The following is a 16,448-nucleotide window of genomic DNA, read 5'->3' as shown; positions in this document are numbered from 1 at the left end:
ATCAGCCTCTGAAGGACAGGAGTCAGGTGTGCCGAGGTTCGCCCTGGTCGCGGCGTTGCTCGTAACGCTGACGGCGTGCACCTCGACGCCGCCCGCGTCCACCCCTGTGCCCACGCCCAGCAGCAGCGCCCCGCCGCCGGCCGAACAGGTCTACGTGTCGATCGGCGACTCCTACGCGACGGGCTTCGGCCCGAACGGCACCACCGAGAGCTTCGCCCAGATCGTCGCGAAGCAGTCCGGCCTCAAGCTGATCAACCTGGCCTGCAACGGCGCCACGTCCGCCGACCTCGCCGCCAAACCCGCCTGCGGGCCCGACGCCGGCGGCAAGACCCAGCTCGACGCCGCCGTGGAGGCGTTGCGCGGCAAGAAGGCGGGCCTGGTCACGGTGGTGATCGGCGGCAACGACCTGGCTCCGTGCGCGCTGTCGCAGGAACCGCTGGAGTGCGCGACCAGGACCGTCGCCGACATCCAGACCAACGTCGCCGGCACGCTCACCGAACTGCGGGAGGCCGCGCCGGACGTGAAGATCGTCGGACTGACCTACCCGGACGTGTTCCTCGGCGCGTGGGTGAACCCGTCGTTCCCCAACGGCAAGAACCTCGCGAAGCTGTCGGTCACGATGTTCCAGGACTTCAACACCAGGATCGCGGCCCAGTACGGCAGGTTCGGCGCGAAGTTCGCGGACGTCACGAACTCGACCGGCGGCTACGGCGCGCTGACCGAGCTCACCCAGGACCCGAAGTACGGGCAGATCCCGGCCTCCGTGGCCAAGGTGTGCACGCTCACACACTTCTGCGACCGCACCGACGTGCACCCGACGCCCGCCGGTCATCAGGCGATCGCGGAGGCCGTCACCGCCGCGGGTCGTTGATCACGACGGCCTCACGGGCGATCTCGTACCCTCGACACGTCGGTGCGCGCAGGGATGAGGAGCACGTGTGCAGAGGTTCTCACTGGTTCTGACCTCTGCGCTGACGCTGCTCGTGGCCTCGTGTTCCGCAAGTGAACCCGCTGTGACCAGCACCGTCGAGGCCGGACAGCGGCTGTACGTGTCGCTCGGCGACTCCTACGCCACCGGACTCGGGCCGAACGGCACCGGCGAGAGCTTCGCGCAGATCGTCGCCAGGCAGTCCGGCCTCGGGCTGGTCAACGTCGCCTGCAACGGCGCCACCTCCGCAGACCTGCTCTCCTCGCAGGCGTGCGAGGCGGAGGCCGGCGACCGGACCCAGGTCGACGTCACCGTCGACACGTTGCGCACCGGCCAGGTCGACCTGGTCACGATGGTGATCGGCAGCAACGACCTGCTGGAACCGTGCGCGGTGGCCCAGGACCCGGCCGAGTGCGCGACGTCGGCGATGACCGACACCAGGGTCAACATCGCCACCGCGCTCACCAGGTTCCGCGAGGTGGCGCCGGACGTGCGAATCGTCGGCGTGGGCTACCCGGACGTGTTCCTCGGCGCGTGGGTGAACCCCTCACTTCCGAACGGCGAGGACCTCGCGCGCACGTCGGTGACGTTGTACGAGGACTTCAACAACGAGATCGCGGCGGAGTACGCGAAGTTCGGCGCGAAGTTCATCGACGTCACCAGCACGACCGGCGGTTACGGGGCGTTGACCGAGCTGACCGAGGACCCGAAGTACGGCCAGATCCCGGTCTCGGTCGCCGAGGTGTGCACGCTCACCTACATCTGCGAGGACACCGACGTCCACCCGACGCCGGCAGGTCACCAGGCGATCGCGGACGCCATCACGGCCGCGGGTCGCTGAACTCCGCCCGCACCGAGGTCCCCTCACCCGCGACGGAGCGCACGGTCAGCCGTCCGCCCACCGCCGCCACCCGGTCGTCCAGCCCCCGCAGCCCGGAACCGGACGTGTCGGCGCCGCCGGTTCCGTTATCGCTCACATCGACCGTGACCAGGCCGTCCACCCAGGTGACCTCGATCAGCACCTCGCCGGCCTGGGCGTGCTTGGCCGCGTTGGTGAGCGCTTCGGCGACCACGAAATAGCAGGTGCGTTCGGCGACGGCGGAGAGCCGGGCCGACGGGACGCCGGTGAGCACCGCCGGAACAGCCGACCGCTCGGCCAGCGAGAGCAGCGCGGGACCTAGCCCGGCGTCGCTGAGCAGCACCGGGTAGATGCCGCGGGCGAGTTCGCGCAGTTCGTCCAGCGCCCTGGCCAGCTCCTCGCGGGCGGCGGCGAGGAGCTCGGGCGAGTTCTCGGCCAGCCGCAGGGTGAGGAGCACCGACACCAGCCGCTGCTGGGCGCCGTCGTGCAGGTCGCGTTCGACCTGGCGGCGTGCTTCGTCGGCGGCTTCCACGATCCGTCGCGCCCGCGACTCGTTCTGCACGGCCAAAGCCGCACTCGCCGCGACCGCCCGCACGAACGACGGGTCCAGCGCCGGATCGTGCACGAGCGCCGCCAGCCGCGTCCCTCCCGCTTCGAGGTACGTGACGCCACGAGAGGTCGGCGCCACCTCGCCGTACACGATCTCCAACGACGGATCGTGCAACGTGCGCGCCAGCACCGAACGCAGGTCCTCGGGCACCCCGGCGCCGAGCGAGACCGCGAGCTCGCCCACAGCGGACCGGTCGAGCCGCGCCCGCACCAACCCGTAGAGCAACGCCAACGGCCACCCGACCAGCACGATCTCGGTCGACCACTGCAACGGCACCTGCACCGCGGCCGGCAGCCCGAGCAACGCCGCCGCGTACGTGACGACCAGCGTGAGCACGATCGCCGCGCCGCCCCACACCACCGGCCCGAGATCACGCCGGGCCACGCTCCCCGCACGCAGCCAGCGCGTGATCATGCGTGCCAGCAACGCGACGAACAACGCGATCCCGCCGATGAGCACGACCACCGCGACGGCCGGGATCCCCGGCGACGACACCTCGCGGATCACCACGATGTTCTGCGGCCCGTCGAACGGCGTGAGCAGGAGGTAACCCACGTTGACCGGCACCGTCAGCAGATAGGCAACGCTCACAACCGCACGCTGCCAACGACTCGTGATCCGCCCGGTCGGATAGGTGACGAGCAGATGCCCGAGCACCGCCAGGTAGAGCGTCTTCGTCGCGACCCCCACGGTGTACGCCCAGGAAGCCTCGACGGCACCGGTCAGCCGCACGAACCACGCCAGCCCGACGGCGATCATCAGCTGCCCGGCGAGGCTGTCCGGGCGCCGGTCCGCGGCCTCGATGCCGGCGCCGATGAACGCGAGCCCGACCGCGAGGTTCAGCACCACGGCGGGGACCGGGACCTCGTAGCCGCCCCACACCAGCGCGGCCAGGGCGAGGAACCCGGTGCCCAGCCAGAGGATCCTCATCGGCGCAGGTAGGCGAGCACGGCCAGCACCCGCCGGTTGTCGTCGGGTCCCTGGTGCAGCCCGAGCTTCGTGAACACCGACCGCACGTACGCCTCGACCGTCTTGGGACTGAGGAACAGCCGCTCGCAGATCGCCTGGTTCGACCGGCCCTCCGCCATCACGGCGAGCACCTCGCGTTCCCGCTCCGACAACGACTCCAGCGGATCGCCGGCCCGCCGCCTGCCCACCAGCGTCGCCACCACGCCGGGATCGATCACCAGCCCGCCCGCCGCGACCCTCCGCACCGCGTCGGCCAGCTCCGCCGTGTCCGCGACGCGGTCCTTGAGCAGGTAGCCGGCTCCTCGGGCGTCCGAGTCGAGCAGCTGCACCGCGTAGTGCGGCTCGACGTGCGCCGACAACACCAGGATCCCGATCTCCGGGTGCGTCCCGCGGATCTTCCGCGCGGCGTCGAGGCCCTCGGTCGTGAAGCCCGGCGGCATCCGGATGTCCACGACCACGACGTCCGGCGGGTCGGCCTGCACGCGGGCCAGGAGTTCGGCCGCGTCGCCGACCTTCGCCACCACCTCGAACCCCGCGTCCGTCAGCAACCGCGCGACGCCTTCGCGGAACAACGCAGAGTCGTCAGCTACTACTACGCGCATGCGCTGATGCAACCACGTGCCCGGTCTGCCGTCGCCGCCACACGACCACCATGACCACGTTCACCACGGTCAGCCCGGCCACCGCCGGCCACAGGTGCTGCAGCGCGCCCGCGGTGTCGCTCACGACGAACGTCCACGCGATCTTGAACAGGCCGCCGCCGTTGATCGCGACCAGCGCCCACGGCAGCGAACGCCGCCACAAGGCCACGGCGAGACCGCCGAACGTCAGCGGCACGAGCAGGCCGACGGCGAGCTTCGCGGGCGTCCACTCCCCCAGCAGGTACTCGCGTTCCGCGGCGAGCATCTCGATCGCGCCTGCGGTCGGGTGCTCCGGCGCGGGGAACCACGCCATGCTCGTGGCGAGCGCTGACAACGTGGCCACAAGTCCCCAACCACTGCGTTTGTAGCTGAAGTACGCGAACGGCAACAGGAACAACGGCCGGATGTACCAGCTGAGCTCGTTGTGGTGCCGCGCCCACGCCCACGCGGCGAGCTCGTTCAGCCACTCCATCATCTTCTTGCTCCTCTCGAGTGGCCTCCAGAGTTCGCTCTCCCGCACAGCGGGACCACGAGGCCAACCCGCGAACCGGAGCAGGGTTGTCCCCGTATTACCCGAAAGACTCTGTTGATCAGCGTCCACTCCTGACAAGCTCTCGAACCGTTGCCGCACCGAGGAAGTGTTCGATGACCGTGCTCCCGCACACCACAGACGCCCTGCACCGGCTCAGCGACGCCGTTGACGGTTTCCTGCGCAGTGAGAGGGAGTTCAACCTCACCGACCCGTCGACGCACATGCTGGTCGGAGGCCGGTTGCGCACGCTCGGCGCGCAGATCGGCACCAGCGTGGCCGCGGGCATCCCGGACGAGGACATCGCCGCCGTCGTCCAGCCCGCGCGCTCGGCGTGTTCACGCTCACCCTTCATGCGCGACGAGAACGAGTGGGCGCGCGGCTACCCCAGCGACTACAAGCTGGTGGAGCACGTGATGGCGCAGGCCAACGAGGCCGCGCCCGGCACGCTCGGCTGGCACGTCGAGACGAACCTGCAGAACTCGCCGATCACCCAGCAGCAGCGCAACCGGGTGATGCACCAGGCCCGGCTGATCAGCGACACCCTCACGGCGCCGCGCAACGGCCCCCGGTCGATCCTGGTGATCGCCGCCGGCGCCGCCCCCGACCTGCGGCTCATCCCGCCCGGCATCGTGCGGCCCGGCGACAGGTTCGTGCTCACCGACGTCGACCCGGACGCGCTGGAACTGGCCGAGAAGCGGCTCGGGCCGCTCAACGACGTCACGACCTCGATCTCCGGCAACGTGTTCCGCGCGCTCCCGAAGCTCGCCGAACTCGGTCCGTTCGACCTCGTGCTCGTCAACGGCCTGTACGACTACCTCAACGACCGCGCGGCCGTCCGGCTCACCGAGGCGGTGCTGACCAGGCTCTGCCGCCCCGGTGGCACGTTCTACTTCTCCAGCATCACGTCCGGGAACCCGTTCCGGTGGTCGCTGGAGTACCTGATGGACTGGTCGGTGATCGAACGCGACGAGGCCGCCGTGCGCGCGTTGCTGCCGGGCTGCGACGTGTCCGTCGGCCACGACCCGACCGGGCTGGCGCTGCTCACGCACGTCCGGACGAGGCGGGGCTGACGACCCTGCCGCGGCTCAGCGCAGGCCGTGCGCGATCCGGGTCACGAAGGCCGCCAGCCGGTCCGGCGTGAACCTGTCCGGGTCGGTGAGCACGAGGCGGCCCGACATCTCGGCCAGGGCGAGCATCGCGTGGCCGAGCAGGGCCGAGTCCAGGTCGTCCAGGCGGCCCAGTTCCTTGAGGCCCAGCGCGGCCAGGTCCTCGATCTGGGCCAGGACGCCCGCTCGCACCAGCTCCACCTGAGCGCGGAACTCGGTCGGGGTGCCCTCGGGCGGGAGGAGCACGAGGCGCCAGCGGTCGGGGGCCTCCACGACGGCGTTCACGAAGACGCGGACGGCGTCGGCGAAGGCGTCGTCCGGGGAACGCGTGGCGAAGTCGGTGGGCAGGGCTGCGATGACCTGTTCGGTCGCGCGGCCCGCCTCGCGGTCGAGCAGGGCGCTGATGAGTTCGCCGCGGTTCGCGAACAGGTCGTAGAGCACGGGCTTGGTGACCTGGGCTTCTTTGGCGACGGACTCCATCGTCACGGTGTCGAAGCCGGCCGGGATCAGGCTCAGCGCGGCGTCCAGCAGCTGCTCGCGGCGCTGCTCGGGCGGCAGGCGGCGGGCGTACTTGCGACGCGTTGTGTTCACGGGACCATATTGCTACGGTGGCGTAGCTTTCACAAAGCTACGCTGGCGTAGTAATTGGCGGAGGTACTGCGATGGAGCCGGACAACCTCGTTCTGCAGCCGCGTGACGTGCAGTTCGACTGGTCGACCCTGCCGATGCACTGGGTCCCGGACGAGCCGGTGACCACGCACGTCATGAACGTCCTGCACCTGCTGCTGCCCGAGGGCGAGCGGTGGTTCGTGCGGACGTTCCAGCAGGTCGTGCCGCTGATCACCGACGACACGTTGCGCGAGGACGTGCTCGGGTTCATCGGGCAGGAGGCCATGCACGCCGAGGCGCACAGCGAGGTCCTCGATCATCTGCTGGCCAACGGACTGGACCCGCGGCCGTTCACGCGGCAGATGGAGCACGTGTTCCAGCGGATCCTCGCGCCCAGGCCGGGGCTCAGCGAGGAGCAGACGCGGGACCAACTGCTCGAACGGGTCGCGATCGTCGCCGCCATCGAGCACTTCACGGCCTACCTCGGTGACTGGATGCTGAACGCCGACGCGCTCGACAAGGCCGGCATCCACCCGGTGATGCTGGACCTGTTGCGCTGGCATGCGGCCGAGGAGGTCGAGCACCGCAGCGTCGCGTACGACCTGATGTGTCATCTCGATCGCCGGTACGTGCGGCGGGCGCGCACGATGTTGCTGGTCGCGCCGGTGTTGTTCGGGCTGTGGGTGCGCGGGGCGCGGTTCATGGTGCGCGCGGACAGGACCACGAGGGTGCGGCTCACCTGGCGCGAGTTCATGCGGGCGTCCCGGCGCGGACTGCTGCCGAAGCTGTCGGAGATCTTCCGGGCGTTCCTGCGGTACTTCCACCCGGCCTACCACCCGAAGCAGGAGGGCTCGACGACGCAGGCGATCGCGTACCTCGCCTCCTCCCCCGCCGCCCGCGAGGCCCACTGATGCTGAACGGACTCACTCGGTTCGGCATCCTCTACGACGCCGCGGTCACCCGGTTCGGGGGCCGGGCACGACCTGGTGTCGCGCGGGATGCGTTGTGGCTCACCGTTGTCGAACGCTCACACGTCGCCGACGGGGTGGTGAGCCTCCGGTTCGGAGGGTCGGCGCTGCCCGCCTGGCAACCGGGCTGTCACGTCGACCTGCACCTACCGTCCGGACTGCGCCGCCAGTACTCGCTGTGCGGCGATCCGGGCGAGCACACCTACCGGATCGCGGTGCGCGAGGTCGGTGCCGGTTCGCGCGAGGTGCAGGCTTTGCGGGTGGGCGACCGGATCCAGGTGCGCGGGCCGCGCAACGCCTTCCCGTTCGCCGGGCTCGGGCCCGTCGTGTTCGTGGCGGGCGGCATCGGGATCACCGCGATCCTGCCGATGGTGCACGCGGCCGCGCGGGCGGGCCTCGACTGGCGGCTCGTGTACTGCGGGCGGTCGATGGCGGCGATGCCGTTCCTGGACGAGCTGCCCGTCGGCAGGGTCGACGTGCGGATCGGCCGGGGCGAGGCGCTGCTCGGCGACGCTTCCCCTCGTGGCGCCGTGTACTGCTGCGGACCCGCGTCGATGCTCGAGCAGGTGCGGGCGGAGTTCTCGTCGCGCTGGCTGCACTTCGAACGCTTCAGCCCGCCGCCGATCGTCGACGGGCAGCCGTTCACGGTCGAACTGCGCCGCAGCGGGGTATCCCTCGACGTGCCGGCCGACCGGTCGGCACTGGACGTGATCAGGGACTTACGGCCGTCGGTCGCCTACTCGTGCCGGCAGGGGTTCTGCGGCACGTGCGACGTCGGCGGTGTGCGGATCTGCGTGGACCGGCCCACCGGTGATCGACTAGTTCTGGAGGAACTGTGAAGGTGCGTTCCGGGGAAGTCGAACTCGCCGTGCAGGTGCGCGGCACGTCCGGGCCGACCGTGGTCCTGGTGCACGGGTATCCGGACACGCACGAGGTCTGGGACCGCGTGGCCGCGTTGCTGGAGAAGGACTTCCGCGTCGTCACCTACGACGTGCGCGGCGCCGGTGGGTCGACGCCGCCGTCCACAGAGGACGGTTACCGGCTCGAACGGCTGGCGGCCGACCTGTTCGCGGTGATCGACGCGGTCAGCCCGGACGAGCCGGTGCACCTGGTCGGCCACGACTGGGGCTCGATCCAGTCGTGGGAGGCCGTGACGACGCCCGGCGCGCGGATCGCCACGTTCACCTCGATCTCCGGGCCCTGCCTCGACCACATGGGGCACTGGTCGCGGAAGGGGTTGTCGATCGCTCACCTCCGGCAGTTCTTCCGGTCCTGGTACATCGGCGCGTTCCACCTGCCGGTGCTCGCGCCGTTGTTCTGGCGGCTGTACCTCGGCCCGCGCTGGGGAGGGGTGCTGCAACGGCTGGAGGGCGTCAAGGTCAAGCCCGCGCGCACGATCACATCGGACGCGGTGCGCGGGATCTCGTTGTACCGGGCCAACATCCGGCAGGTCATGCGCGCACCACGACAACGTCTCGCGCCCATGCCGGTGCAGGTGATCCAGCCGACCCGCGACCGCTACATCCGCACCGAACCGCTCGACCTCGAACGCTGGGTGCCGTCACTGACGCGCCGGAAGATCGCGGCAGGACACTGGGCGCCCCTGAGCCACCCGGCACCGCTCGCCCGGATGATCAGCGAGTTCGTCACCGACTCCACTCCGCAGCGCGAGCTCGTCGTGATCACGGGCGGTGGCAGCGGAATCGGCCGGGCTACCGCGGTGGCGTTCGCCAAAACCGGCGCGAAGGTCGTGGTGTCCGATGTGGACTTCACGGCGGCCAAGGAGACCGCGGACATGATCGACGGCCACGCCTACGAGGTCGACGTGCGCTCCGAGGAGGCGGTACGGGCCTGGGCGCGGCAGGTCGCGGACGAGCACGGCGTGCCCGATGTGGTCGTGAACAACGCCGGCATCGGCCACTCCGGGTCGTTCCTGTCGACCTCGACCGAGCAGTGGCAACGGGTGCTGGACGTCAACCTGTGGGGCGTCGTGCACGGCTGCCGGGCGTTCGGTGAGCTGATGGTGGAGCGCGGAGAGGGCGGCCACGTCGTGAACCTGTCCTCGGCGGCCGCCTATCTGCCGTCGAAGATCCTCTCCGCGTACGCCACCAGCAAGGCGGCGGTGTTCATGCTCTCGGACTGCCTGCGGGCCGAACTCGCGCCGCACGCCATCGGCGTCAGCGCGATCTGCCCTGGCCTGGTGAACACGAACATCACCGCGACCACGACGTTCTCCGGCGTCAGCTCCGACGAGGAGCGCCGCAAGCAGGACCGCGCGTCCCGGATCTACGCCCGGCGCGGCTTCGGTCCGGAGGGCGTGGCCACCCAGATCGTGCGGGCCGTGCGCCGCAACAAGCCCGTCGTGCCGGTGACGGCCGAGGCCAGGGCGGCCCGGCTCGCCAGCCGGGTCGCACCGGGCCTGTTGCGCACGTTCGCCAAGCTAGACGTCGGCTAGTTCGCCACCGAAGGCGGCGGCCAGCCGGAGCCAGGGCGCGGCCTCCTCAGGCCGGCCCTGCCGCTCCAGGGTGCGTCCCAGGAGCAGGTGGGCGTAGTGCTCGACCGGGTCGCGGTCCACGATCACGCGGAGCTGCGCCTCGGCCTTGTTCAGCTGCGCCGAGTGGTAGTAGGCGCGGGCCAGCAGCAGGCAGACGTCCGTCTGGAACGGCACCTCGCCGGCGACCTCGGCCAGCACCTGCGCGGCCTTGATGTAGTCGCGGGACTCGAACAGCAGTTGTGCGCGTTCCCACTTCTCGGCGGGAGTCTCGACGTAGTCGGCGTCGAACAGGTGCCTCACGGTCACCCAGCGATCTGCCGCCACCTCACCGTTGGGCTGGTAGCTGTTGAAACCAGTGCTGTCGTGCACCGCGAATTCGTTGTTCATCGAACCTCCCTTCCGGCCCGTACAACGCCGTCCGGGAGCAGGTATTCCCTACCAGCCCTGGTCGCGCAGGACCGGCCGGTCCGGCTCGTCCTCGACGGGCTCCGGGCGGCGCGGGCGCGAGACCGGTGCCACGACGGGGACCGGCAGCAACGCGGGCATCTGCTTGAGCAGGCCCTCGTCGTTCAACTGCTCGTAGGTCCGCCGGACCGTCGCACGAGGCACCGCGGCCGCCTGCTGCGTCACCGACGTGATCAACGCGGCCAGTGCGCGCGGATCCAGTTGCCGGACACCGGGTGCGAGGAACAGTCCGGTCAGCATGCCGCCCGCGTCGACCCGCGCCCGCACCAGACCGTCCGAAGAGGACGCTTCGCCGACCTCCGACGACGACTGGTGCTGCGCGGCGAGCAGCGTGTCCCTGCGGCGCTTCGCCCTCTCCAACAGGAAAGAGCCCTGTGCGGCGAGTTCACGTGGCGAGGTCATCGCTTCACCTGCTCCGGGTAGACGTCGAGGCCCGTCTCGTCGTCGATGTCGCTGTCCGGGCCCTTCTCCGCGGGCGGTGCCTCCACCAACGGGCCTCCCGCGGCGGGAACACCGTGCCCGCGCTGGTACTCCTCCTCCAGCGCGAAGTCCCGAGGGTCGAAGCTGGGCGCGGTGATGATCTCCGGACGGCCGGGCCGCACCTCGCCGAGCTTCGACCCGACGATCGACTCGGTCACGTCGCGGAAACCCTTCTCGATCTTCGCGCGGGCCCGGTTCACGCCGTGCACGATGTCCTCGCCCTGGTCGACCATGCTCGCCACGATGTGGAAGTTGTCGGAGGCGCCCATCTGCTCGATCTCGATGCCGATCCCGCCGCCCAGTGCCGTGACCACGAGCGCGGTGGCCGTACCGCCCGTCGCGACCGTGCCGATCACCGCGACGAAAGCGGACGCCAGCGCCAGGCCGATCTTGGCGTCGGTCTGCTCCTCCGCCTCCATCGCCGCGAACACCCGCTGCACCATGGCCGACACGTCCCTGCGCATCGACACGACCAGGCTGCGGTAGGCCTCGACCAGGATGTTGAGGGCGTCCAGCGCGTCCTCGTACCTGGTCACCGCGAGGCTCATGGAGTTGAGGTACGTGCGGAAGTCGTCCGCGGCGGCGCCGTGCCAGGTGCCGGTGGCGTCGTGCACGTCCTTGATGTGCTTCTCCCGCACCGCCTTCATGACGTCACGGCCGTCGCGCATCGCGTCCGCGATCTCGTTCGCGGGGTACTGGGAGCCCGACGAGAAGCAGCGGAAGATCTCCTCCATCCGCGGCAGGTAGTTGGGGAGCTGGTCCACCTCCCCCTCCATGTCCGCCCAGACCGCCAGCATCTGCATGCAGGCGGGGCCCAGGTCGTTCATGGTCGAGAGCCACGCGGCGTCGTCGTGGACGTCGACCTCGAACGTGTAGCTCATGCCTGACCGTCCGCTTCCCGGTAGCGCTGCGCGATCTCGCGCAGCGCCTCCGCGGCCAGGCGCATCGTCTCCGCGTTGTCCGCGGCGATGCGGTTCATGAAGTCGGCGGTCACCCGCCACTCGTCTCCCACCTGGTCGTACAGGTGGCGGCCGCCCTGTCCGTCACCGCTGTAGAAGGCGTCGTTCTCCTTCTCGGTGGCGTCCTTGATCCAGCGGTGCACCGACTCGAACGAGCCCGCGATCTGGGTTTCCATGATCTTCGCGGCATCCACGAGGTTCCCCACCTCGACGGCGAATGAACTCATGACGGCCAGCCAACACCGAACGCAAGATCAGCGTTGCGGAACGAGCGAAACCTGGCGGAAAGCGTGGGCTCGCCAGATCATCCGCGAGGCCTCCTCCGGATAGGCGGTCACCTCGTCCTCCACTCCGAACACTCGCGTGAGCCGGTTCGTCGAGTCGTAGGCCGGCCAGGGATCGCCGTGGATCGCGAACCCGCTCCACGCCGTCCGCATCCGCGCCGACACCTCCTCTGCTTCCGCCGTGACCTCACCCAGGATCGCCGCGGTCCCCCCGATCCCGAGGTTGCCGAACACCAGCGGGACGTCCAGCCCGTGACACGCACCGAACATGCCGGTCGGCGCCCACGTCACCTCGAAGACGCGCGCACGACCGCCACCCGCGATCTGGGCCTCCGCGAGGTGCAACGACGGCATGCGGAACAGCCAGTCCGAACACACCATCTCGAACAGCTCCTCCGGCGGCAGTACCGGATAGGTGAGGCCTGGCGCGAACACCTCCAACGCCCACGCGGCCTGCTCCGCGGTGACCTGGCCGAGCAGCCCTTCCAGCACGGTGAACAGCCGTTGCTCATCACGCGTGTGCCCGGCGATCAACTCGACCTCGCGGCCCGCACCCGATTCCAGCGCCTCCCACGGCGTCATCGGCAGGACGTCGCCGTCCACCACGGGTGCGAACGGGACGTTCTTGTGCGCGGCCTGCCCCCACTGCGGGAACTGGCCGATCTTGGCCATGACCTCGTCGCCCGCGACCGTCAGCATCTCCGGCTCCACAGTGGACAGATCGGCGACGCTCGGTCGCAGCCCGAGTTCGGCCGCGCAGGCCACCGCGATGTCCGCGGCCAGGTCCGGCGCGAAGAACATCACCGGCACGCTGCTCGCGATCGCGCGGTGGAACAGGCCCTTGGCGCGCGGCATGGCGAGCAACGCCGCCACCGAACCCCCGCCCGCCGACTCGCCGAAGATCGTCACGCAGGCCGGATCGCCGCCGAACGCCCGGATGTTCGCGCTCACCCACTCCAGCGCCGCGACCTGATCGAGCAGGCCGCGGTTCGCCGGAGCCCCCTCGATGAGCGCGAACCCCTCGATGCCGACGCGGTAGTTGAACGTCACCACGACGACGCCGTCGGCCGCCAGCCGCGCGCCGTCGTATTCGGCCAGACCGGACGTGCCGATCGTGTAGCCGCCGCCCTGGATCCACACCATCACCGGCAGGTCGCCGGCCACGTCGGGCGACCAGACGTTGACGGTCAGCCACTCGTCGCCGGTGACCCCGACGCGGTCCATGCCGAACACGCTGGCCTGCGGTGGCGGTGGCCCGAACGCCAACGCCTCCCGCACGCCGTCCCACGCCACCACTGGCTGCGGTGCGGCGAACCGCGCCGCACCGACCGGTGGCGCCGCGAACGGGATCCCCCGGAACACCGCCATTCCCGCCTCGGAAGTGCCCCGGACCGTTCCACCGCTGACTCGAACCTCGACCATGCGCCGAATCGTCGGCGCACCGCTCCCGGAATGGCCAGGGATTTACCGCTGAGCGGTTCAGGCCGTGACGACGACCTTCGCCCGCGCGTGCTCCGACTCGACGTGCCGGATGGCGTCCGGGGCGTCGGTCAGCGGATAGGTCCGCTCGATCACCGGCACCAGCTGCCCCGACTCGGCCAGTTCCCGCAACGCGGCCAGGTTCTCCTTGCTGGGCTTGGCCTCCAGCACCACCAGCCGTTGCCGGGAGAACGACGCCAGCAGCCTGCCCTGGATGATCAACCGGTACGGTCCGAACAACGCCCCTCCGCTGAAGCTGCCACCGCCGGACAGCACCAGCGTGCCGTCCGGGGTGAGCAGCGTCCGCAACTCCCCCATCGACCTGTTCCCCACCAGGTCGAAGACGACGTCGTAGTGCTGCCCGGTGCGGGTGAAGTCCGTGGTCCGGTAGTCGATGACGTGGTCGGCCCCGACCGACCGCACCTGCTCGACGTTGCGCGTGCTGCACACGGCGGTCACCGTCGCCTTGCGCGCCTTGGCGATCTGCACCGCCATCAGCCCGACCCCGCCGGACGCGCCGTTGATCAGCACCTTCTGCCCCGCCCGCAGGTCCCGCAACCCCATCCACGCGGTGTTGCCCGCCAGCGGCAGCGTCGCCGTCTGCTCGAACGTGAGGTTGGACGGCTTGTGCGCCACCAGGTTCGCGGGCACCGTCACGTATTCGGCGAAAGACCCCTCGACCTCGCCGAACACCTCGTCCCCGACCTGCACCATGCCGCCCACCCCAGGCCCGGCCTCCTCGACCACGCCCGCGAAGTCCATCCCCCTGATCCGCGCCTTCGGGCCCGTGAACCCGAGGAACAGCCGCGCGAAGTACGGGTCGCCGCGCATGATGTGCCAGTCCGCGGCGTTCACCGACGACGCCCGCACCCGCACCAGCACCTCGCCGGCCGCGGGCACGGGCCGTTCGACCTCCTGCAACTCCAACACGTCCGCGGAGCCGTATCTGTCCTGCACGATCGCCTTCATCGCGGCCTCCCTGCCTTGCGAAGGAAGGTAAGCGGCGGCGACGCACCGGCACATCAGGGACGACCCCTAGGGCGGCCACCCAATGTCGTCCGACATCATTCTGGCGGCGAACTCCTCGGCGTCGGCGAAGTCCTTCGCGTACTTGGCCATGCGTGCGGCGCGGAAGTCCTCCGTGGGCGGATCCGGATCCTGGTCCTCGTCCGGGAGGTACTCGAAGGGTTTGACGTGCGTGAGGAACGCGGCGAGTTCGGCACGGCCGGTCCTGATCAGTTCCTCGTGCCGCTCAGCGGGAAACCCGCACGAGTAGCGGGCACCGTGGTAGGCGTCGATCACCCCGAGGTACAGCGCGTCCAGGTTCGGGAAGGACTCCCGCGCCACGACCTCGTCCGGCAACGGCACGCTGTCGCGGCGGTGGTGCGCGGTCCAGACGTCCTGTTCCAGGTCGAGTTCCAGAAGCCGTTGCGCTGCACGGGAACGGGCCAGATCGATCAGGCCGTCGTCGCCGATCACGTTGTCGTGCAGGCCCAGTTCCCACAACTGGGGCAGCACTTCCCACTCGGCGAGCACGCGCGCACCGGCGGAGTCGATGTTGTTGTGCGCCAACGAGACGCTCTCCAGCAATGGAGCGTTCGGCGGCAACGGAGTCAGGTCGCTCAGAGCGCAGTCGTCCAGGTTCACCGTCCGCAAGGTGCGCCACGCGGGCGCGTCCGGCGCGGAAGGCAAGGCGCCCAACGGGTTGGCCGACACGGTCAACGACTCCAGCGGCAGCTCCAGCACCGCGGCCAGCCCGGCGGCGGTGAGCCCGGTCGCGGAGAGGTTCAGCGACTTCAGGCCCTTCGACCCCGCGACGGCTCGTGCGCCCGCGTCCCCGATCGGCTGCACGTCCGACCGGCCGTAGTGCGGCGAACCGCCCGTGCCACCGCTCAGGTCGAGGTGTTCGAGTGCGGGCATGCGTGCGGAGAACAACTTCCGCACGCCGTCCGGGCCGAGGTGGTTCTTGCGGAGGTCGAGATGCCGCAGCCGCGGGTACTCCACGGCGAACGCGTCGGCGGTCCGGTCGGTCGCGACGAGGTTGGTCAGCACGATCTTCTCGACGATCGCGGAGTCGATGACACCCAGCACGCCCGCGATCGTGTCGTCGCCGACGGGCAACGCCCCCAGACACACTTCGGTGAGCTTCCCGAGCACACCGCTGCGCACGACCGCCTCGACACCACGCGCGCCAAGGCCTTCGCGGCCCATGCCCATGGTGGAGCCCTGCACGGTGAGACTGCGCAGGTTCGTCAGTGTCGCCTGGGAGAAGAACTCCTCGCACGCGATGTCGTCCGCCTCGATGACGTTGCCGAAGTACAGCGCCCACGCCGGCTGTTTGCCGTCCTTGCCGCAGCGGAACCCGATCGCGAGCCGGTCCAGCCCGGACAGGCCCTCACAGCCGGCCAGGTCTCGTGCCTCGTCGGCGCTCTGCACGAGCACGTCGGCGGACCTCAGGTCCGGCGCGAGGCCGTTGCGCAGCAGGTGGATCAGGTCGGGCGCGAGCAGGCCCGCGTGCCGCAGCCGGGTCGGCCGGTCGACGCGCAACGGCGGGATCTTGAAGTGCCACAGGCTTTCCCACACCCGCACCGTCGTCAGCGACTCGAGCCGGGTGACCGCCTCGCTCGCCGCGAACCGCTCGATCGCCTTGCCGTCGAACTCCCAGAGGCCCGCGAACTCGACGAGACGCAGGTTCTCCCAGTGGTCAGCGGTTTCCGCCAACGCCGCCACCTGGTCGTGGGCGTACCAGGCGAGCCGCAGGTCGCTCACCGCGCGCACTTCTGGCCGGACCCGCGGATCCGGCAGGTCCAGGTCGCGCATCCCGTCCCGGTCGCTGCGGAGATCGAGCGAGCGGACGAGCGGCCACACCGGCTTCGTGAGCCCGGATTCCAGTGCGGCGACCCAGGAGTACGGCGCCTGTCGTGTCTCGTCGGGCCAGGAGGCGAGCTGTTCTTCGCACCACGCGACGAGATCCTCGTCCGATCTGGTCACCGCAGCACAAAGCGCGCGGAACGCCAACGACGTCGGCGTCCCGCGCAGCGCTCTGACAACTTCTTCGTTCACCC

17 protein-coding genes are annotated in these 16,448 nt (G+C 70.1%); 6 read left to right on the top strand and 11 right to left on the bottom strand.

Features of this window, described 5'->3' with window-relative positions; translation table 11 throughout:
* The first annotated feature begins 28 nt into the window (after window positions 1-28).
* Window positions 29-871 carry a GDSL-type esterase/lipase family protein gene (locus ACH413_RS19970; protein WP_360033866.1) on the top strand — a complete coding sequence of 281 codons (843 nt, stop codon included), beginning with the start codon at window positions 29-31 and terminating at the stop codon, window positions 869-871.
* Window positions 872-1,013: 142 nt separating this feature from the next.
* Window positions 1,014-1,769 (top strand): GDSL-type esterase/lipase family protein, encoded by a 756-nt coding sequence (locus ACH413_RS19965; protein ID WP_360033869.1) that lies wholly within the window; start codon window positions 1,014-1,016, stop codon window positions 1,767-1,769.
* Here the strand turns inward: ACH413_RS19965 and ACH413_RS19960 are convergent.
* Genes ACH413_RS19960 through ACH413_RS19950 form a run of 3 tightly spaced genes read right to left on the bottom strand, consistent with a single transcriptional unit; the run spans window position 1,750 to window position 4,482 of the window.
* Window positions 1,750-3,327 carry an ATP-binding protein gene (locus ACH413_RS19960; protein ID WP_360033872.1) on the bottom strand — a complete coding sequence of 526 codons (1,578 nt, stop codon included), beginning with the start codon at window positions 3,325-3,327 and terminating at the stop codon, window positions 1,750-1,752. The two genes, ACH413_RS19965 and ACH413_RS19960, sit on opposite strands and share 20 nt — an antisense overlap.
* The gene (locus ACH413_RS19955; RefSeq protein WP_360033875.1) at window positions 3,324-3,968 is read right to left on the bottom strand and encodes a response regulator transcription factor; all 645 of its coding nucleotides are present in this window, start codon (window positions 3,966-3,968) and stop codon (window positions 3,324-3,326) included. The genes ACH413_RS19960 and ACH413_RS19955 overlap by 4 nt, the downstream gene beginning before the upstream one ends.
* Window positions 3,949-4,482 carry a hypothetical protein gene (locus ACH413_RS19950; RefSeq protein WP_360033878.1) on the bottom strand — a complete coding sequence of 178 codons (534 nt, stop codon included), beginning with the start codon at window positions 4,480-4,482 and terminating at the stop codon, window positions 3,949-3,951. Before ACH413_RS19950 ends, ACH413_RS19955 begins: the two co-directional genes overlap by 20 nt.
* A 170-nt stretch (window positions 4,483-4,652) precedes the next feature.
* Here ACH413_RS19950 and ACH413_RS19945 point away from each other — a divergent pair, with 170 nt between their 5' ends.
* Entirely contained in the window at window positions 4,653-5,609 is a 957-nt protein-coding gene (locus ACH413_RS19945) for a class I SAM-dependent methyltransferase (protein ID WP_360033881.1), read from the top strand.
* A gap of 15 nt (window positions 5,610-5,624) precedes the next feature.
* Here the strand turns inward: ACH413_RS19945 and ACH413_RS19940 are convergent, their stop codons facing one another.
* Window positions 5,625-6,236 (bottom strand): TetR/AcrR family transcriptional regulator, encoded by a 612-nt coding sequence (locus ACH413_RS19940; protein WP_360033884.1) that lies wholly within the window; start codon window positions 6,234-6,236, stop codon window positions 5,625-5,627.
* A 71-nt stretch (window positions 6,237-6,307) separates the two neighbouring features.
* Between ACH413_RS19940 and ACH413_RS19935 the strand changes: the two genes are divergently transcribed.
* The 3 genes from ACH413_RS19935 to ACH413_RS19925 are packed head-to-tail and all read left to right on the top strand — an operon-like array spanning window position 6,308 to window position 9,677.
* The gene (locus tag ACH413_RS19935; protein ID WP_360033887.1) at window positions 6,308-7,165 is read left to right on the top strand and encodes a metal-dependent hydrolase; all 858 of its coding nucleotides are present in this window, start codon (window positions 6,308-6,310) and stop codon (window positions 7,163-7,165) included.
* A complete protein-coding gene (locus ACH413_RS19930; protein WP_360033890.1) occupies window positions 7,165-8,061 on the top strand; it encodes a PDR/VanB family oxidoreductase in 897 nt (298 codons plus the stop codon). Before ACH413_RS19935 ends, ACH413_RS19930 begins: the two co-directional genes overlap by 1 nt.
* 2 nt (window positions 8,062-8,063) lie before the next feature.
* Window positions 8,064-9,677 (top strand): SDR family oxidoreductase, encoded by a 1,614-nt coding sequence (locus tag ACH413_RS19925; RefSeq protein ID WP_360033892.1) that lies wholly within the window; start codon window positions 8,064-8,066, stop codon window positions 9,675-9,677.
* Here the strand turns inward: ACH413_RS19925 and ACH413_RS19920 are convergent.
* The 7 genes from ACH413_RS19920 to ACH413_RS19890 form a co-directional block, all read right to left on the bottom strand.
* Window positions 9,663-10,103 carry a tetratricopeptide repeat protein gene (locus ACH413_RS19920; protein WP_360033894.1) on the bottom strand — a complete coding sequence of 147 codons (441 nt, stop codon included), beginning with the start codon at window positions 10,101-10,103 and terminating at the stop codon, window positions 9,663-9,665. The genes ACH413_RS19925 and ACH413_RS19920 overlap by 15 nt on opposite strands.
* A 48-nt stretch (window positions 10,104-10,151) precedes the next feature.
* Window positions 10,152-10,583: a YbaB/EbfC family nucleoid-associated protein gene (locus tag ACH413_RS19915; protein WP_360033897.1), complete on the bottom strand. Its 432-nt coding sequence runs from the start codon at window positions 10,581-10,583 to the stop codon at window positions 10,152-10,154.
* The gene (locus ACH413_RS19910; RefSeq protein ID WP_360033900.1) at window positions 10,580-11,542 is read right to left on the bottom strand and encodes a hypothetical protein; all 963 of its coding nucleotides are present in this window, start codon (window positions 11,540-11,542) and stop codon (window positions 10,580-10,582) included. The genes ACH413_RS19915 and ACH413_RS19910 overlap by 4 nt, the downstream gene beginning before the upstream one ends.
* The gene (locus ACH413_RS19905) at window positions 11,539-11,847 is read right to left on the bottom strand and encodes a hypothetical protein (protein WP_360033903.1); all 309 of its coding nucleotides are present in this window, start codon (window positions 11,845-11,847) and stop codon (window positions 11,539-11,541) included. The genes ACH413_RS19910 and ACH413_RS19905 overlap by 4 nt, the downstream gene beginning before the upstream one ends.
* Before the next feature lie 27 nt (window positions 11,848-11,874).
* Window positions 11,875-13,326: a carboxylesterase family protein gene (locus ACH413_RS19900; RefSeq protein WP_360033905.1), complete on the bottom strand. Its 1,452-nt coding sequence runs from the start codon at window positions 13,324-13,326 to the stop codon at window positions 11,875-11,877.
* Window positions 13,327-13,383: 57 nt separating this feature from the next.
* Window positions 13,384-14,352 (bottom strand): NAD(P)-dependent alcohol dehydrogenase, encoded by a 969-nt coding sequence (locus ACH413_RS19895; protein WP_360033908.1) that lies wholly within the window; start codon window positions 14,350-14,352, stop codon window positions 13,384-13,386.
* A gap of 66 nt (window positions 14,353-14,418) precedes the next feature.
* Window positions 14,419-16,446 carry a hypothetical protein gene (locus tag ACH413_RS19890; protein WP_360033911.1) on the bottom strand — a complete coding sequence of 676 codons (2,028 nt, stop codon included), beginning with the start codon at window positions 16,444-16,446 and terminating at the stop codon, window positions 14,419-14,421.
* Window positions 16,447-16,448: the final 2 nt, after the last annotated feature.

Origin of the sequence: Lentzea sp. NPDC020367 (assembly GCF_044387305.1) — a bacterium.
Taxonomy (GTDB): Bacteria; Actinomycetota; Actinomycetes; order Mycobacteriales; family Pseudonocardiaceae; genus Lentzea.
Note: the sequence above shows the minus strand (reverse complement) of the source record. Positions and strands in the feature narration are given on the sequence as shown.

Coding starts and splice junctions, on each gene's coding strand:
- ACH413_RS19960 (WP_360033872.1), bottom strand. CDS start 3,327: ATGAGGATCCTCTGGCTGGGCACCGGGTTCCTCGCCCTGGCCGCGCTG.
- ACH413_RS19955 (WP_360033875.1), bottom strand. CDS start 3,968: ATGCGCGTAGTAGTAGCTGACGACTCTGCGTTGTTCCGCGAAGGCGTC.
- ACH413_RS19950 (WP_360033878.1), bottom strand. CDS start 4,482: ATGATGGAGTGGCTGAACGAGCTCGCCGCGTGGGCGTGGGCGCGGCAC.
- ACH413_RS19945 (WP_360033881.1), top strand. CDS start 4,653: ATGACCGTGCTCCCGCACACCACAGACGCCCTGCACCGGCTCAGCGAC.
- ACH413_RS19935 (WP_360033887.1), top strand. CDS start 6,308: ATGGAGCCGGACAACCTCGTTCTGCAGCCGCGTGACGTGCAGTTCGAC.
- ACH413_RS19930 (WP_360033890.1), top strand. CDS start 7,165: ATGCTGAACGGACTCACTCGGTTCGGCATCCTCTACGACGCCGCGGTC.
- ACH413_RS19920 (WP_360033894.1), bottom strand. CDS start 10,103: ATGAACAACGAATTCGCGGTGCACGACAGCACTGGTTTCAACAGCTAC.
- ACH413_RS19915 (WP_360033897.1), bottom strand. CDS start 10,583: ATGACCTCGCCACGTGAACTCGCCGCACAGGGCTCTTTCCTGTTGGAG.
- ACH413_RS19910 (WP_360033900.1), bottom strand. CDS start 11,542: ATGAGCTACACGTTCGAGGTCGACGTCCACGACGACGCCGCGTGGCTC.
- ACH413_RS19905 (WP_360033903.1), bottom strand. CDS start 11,847: ATGAGTTCATTCGCCGTCGAGGTGGGGAACCTCGTGGATGCCGCGAAG.
- ACH413_RS19900 (WP_360033905.1), bottom strand. CDS start 13,326: ATGGTCGAGGTTCGAGTCAGCGGTGGAACGGTCCGGGGCACTTCCGAG.
- ACH413_RS19895 (WP_360033908.1), bottom strand. CDS start 14,352: ATGAAGGCGATCGTGCAGGACAGATACGGCTCCGCGGACGTGTTGGAG.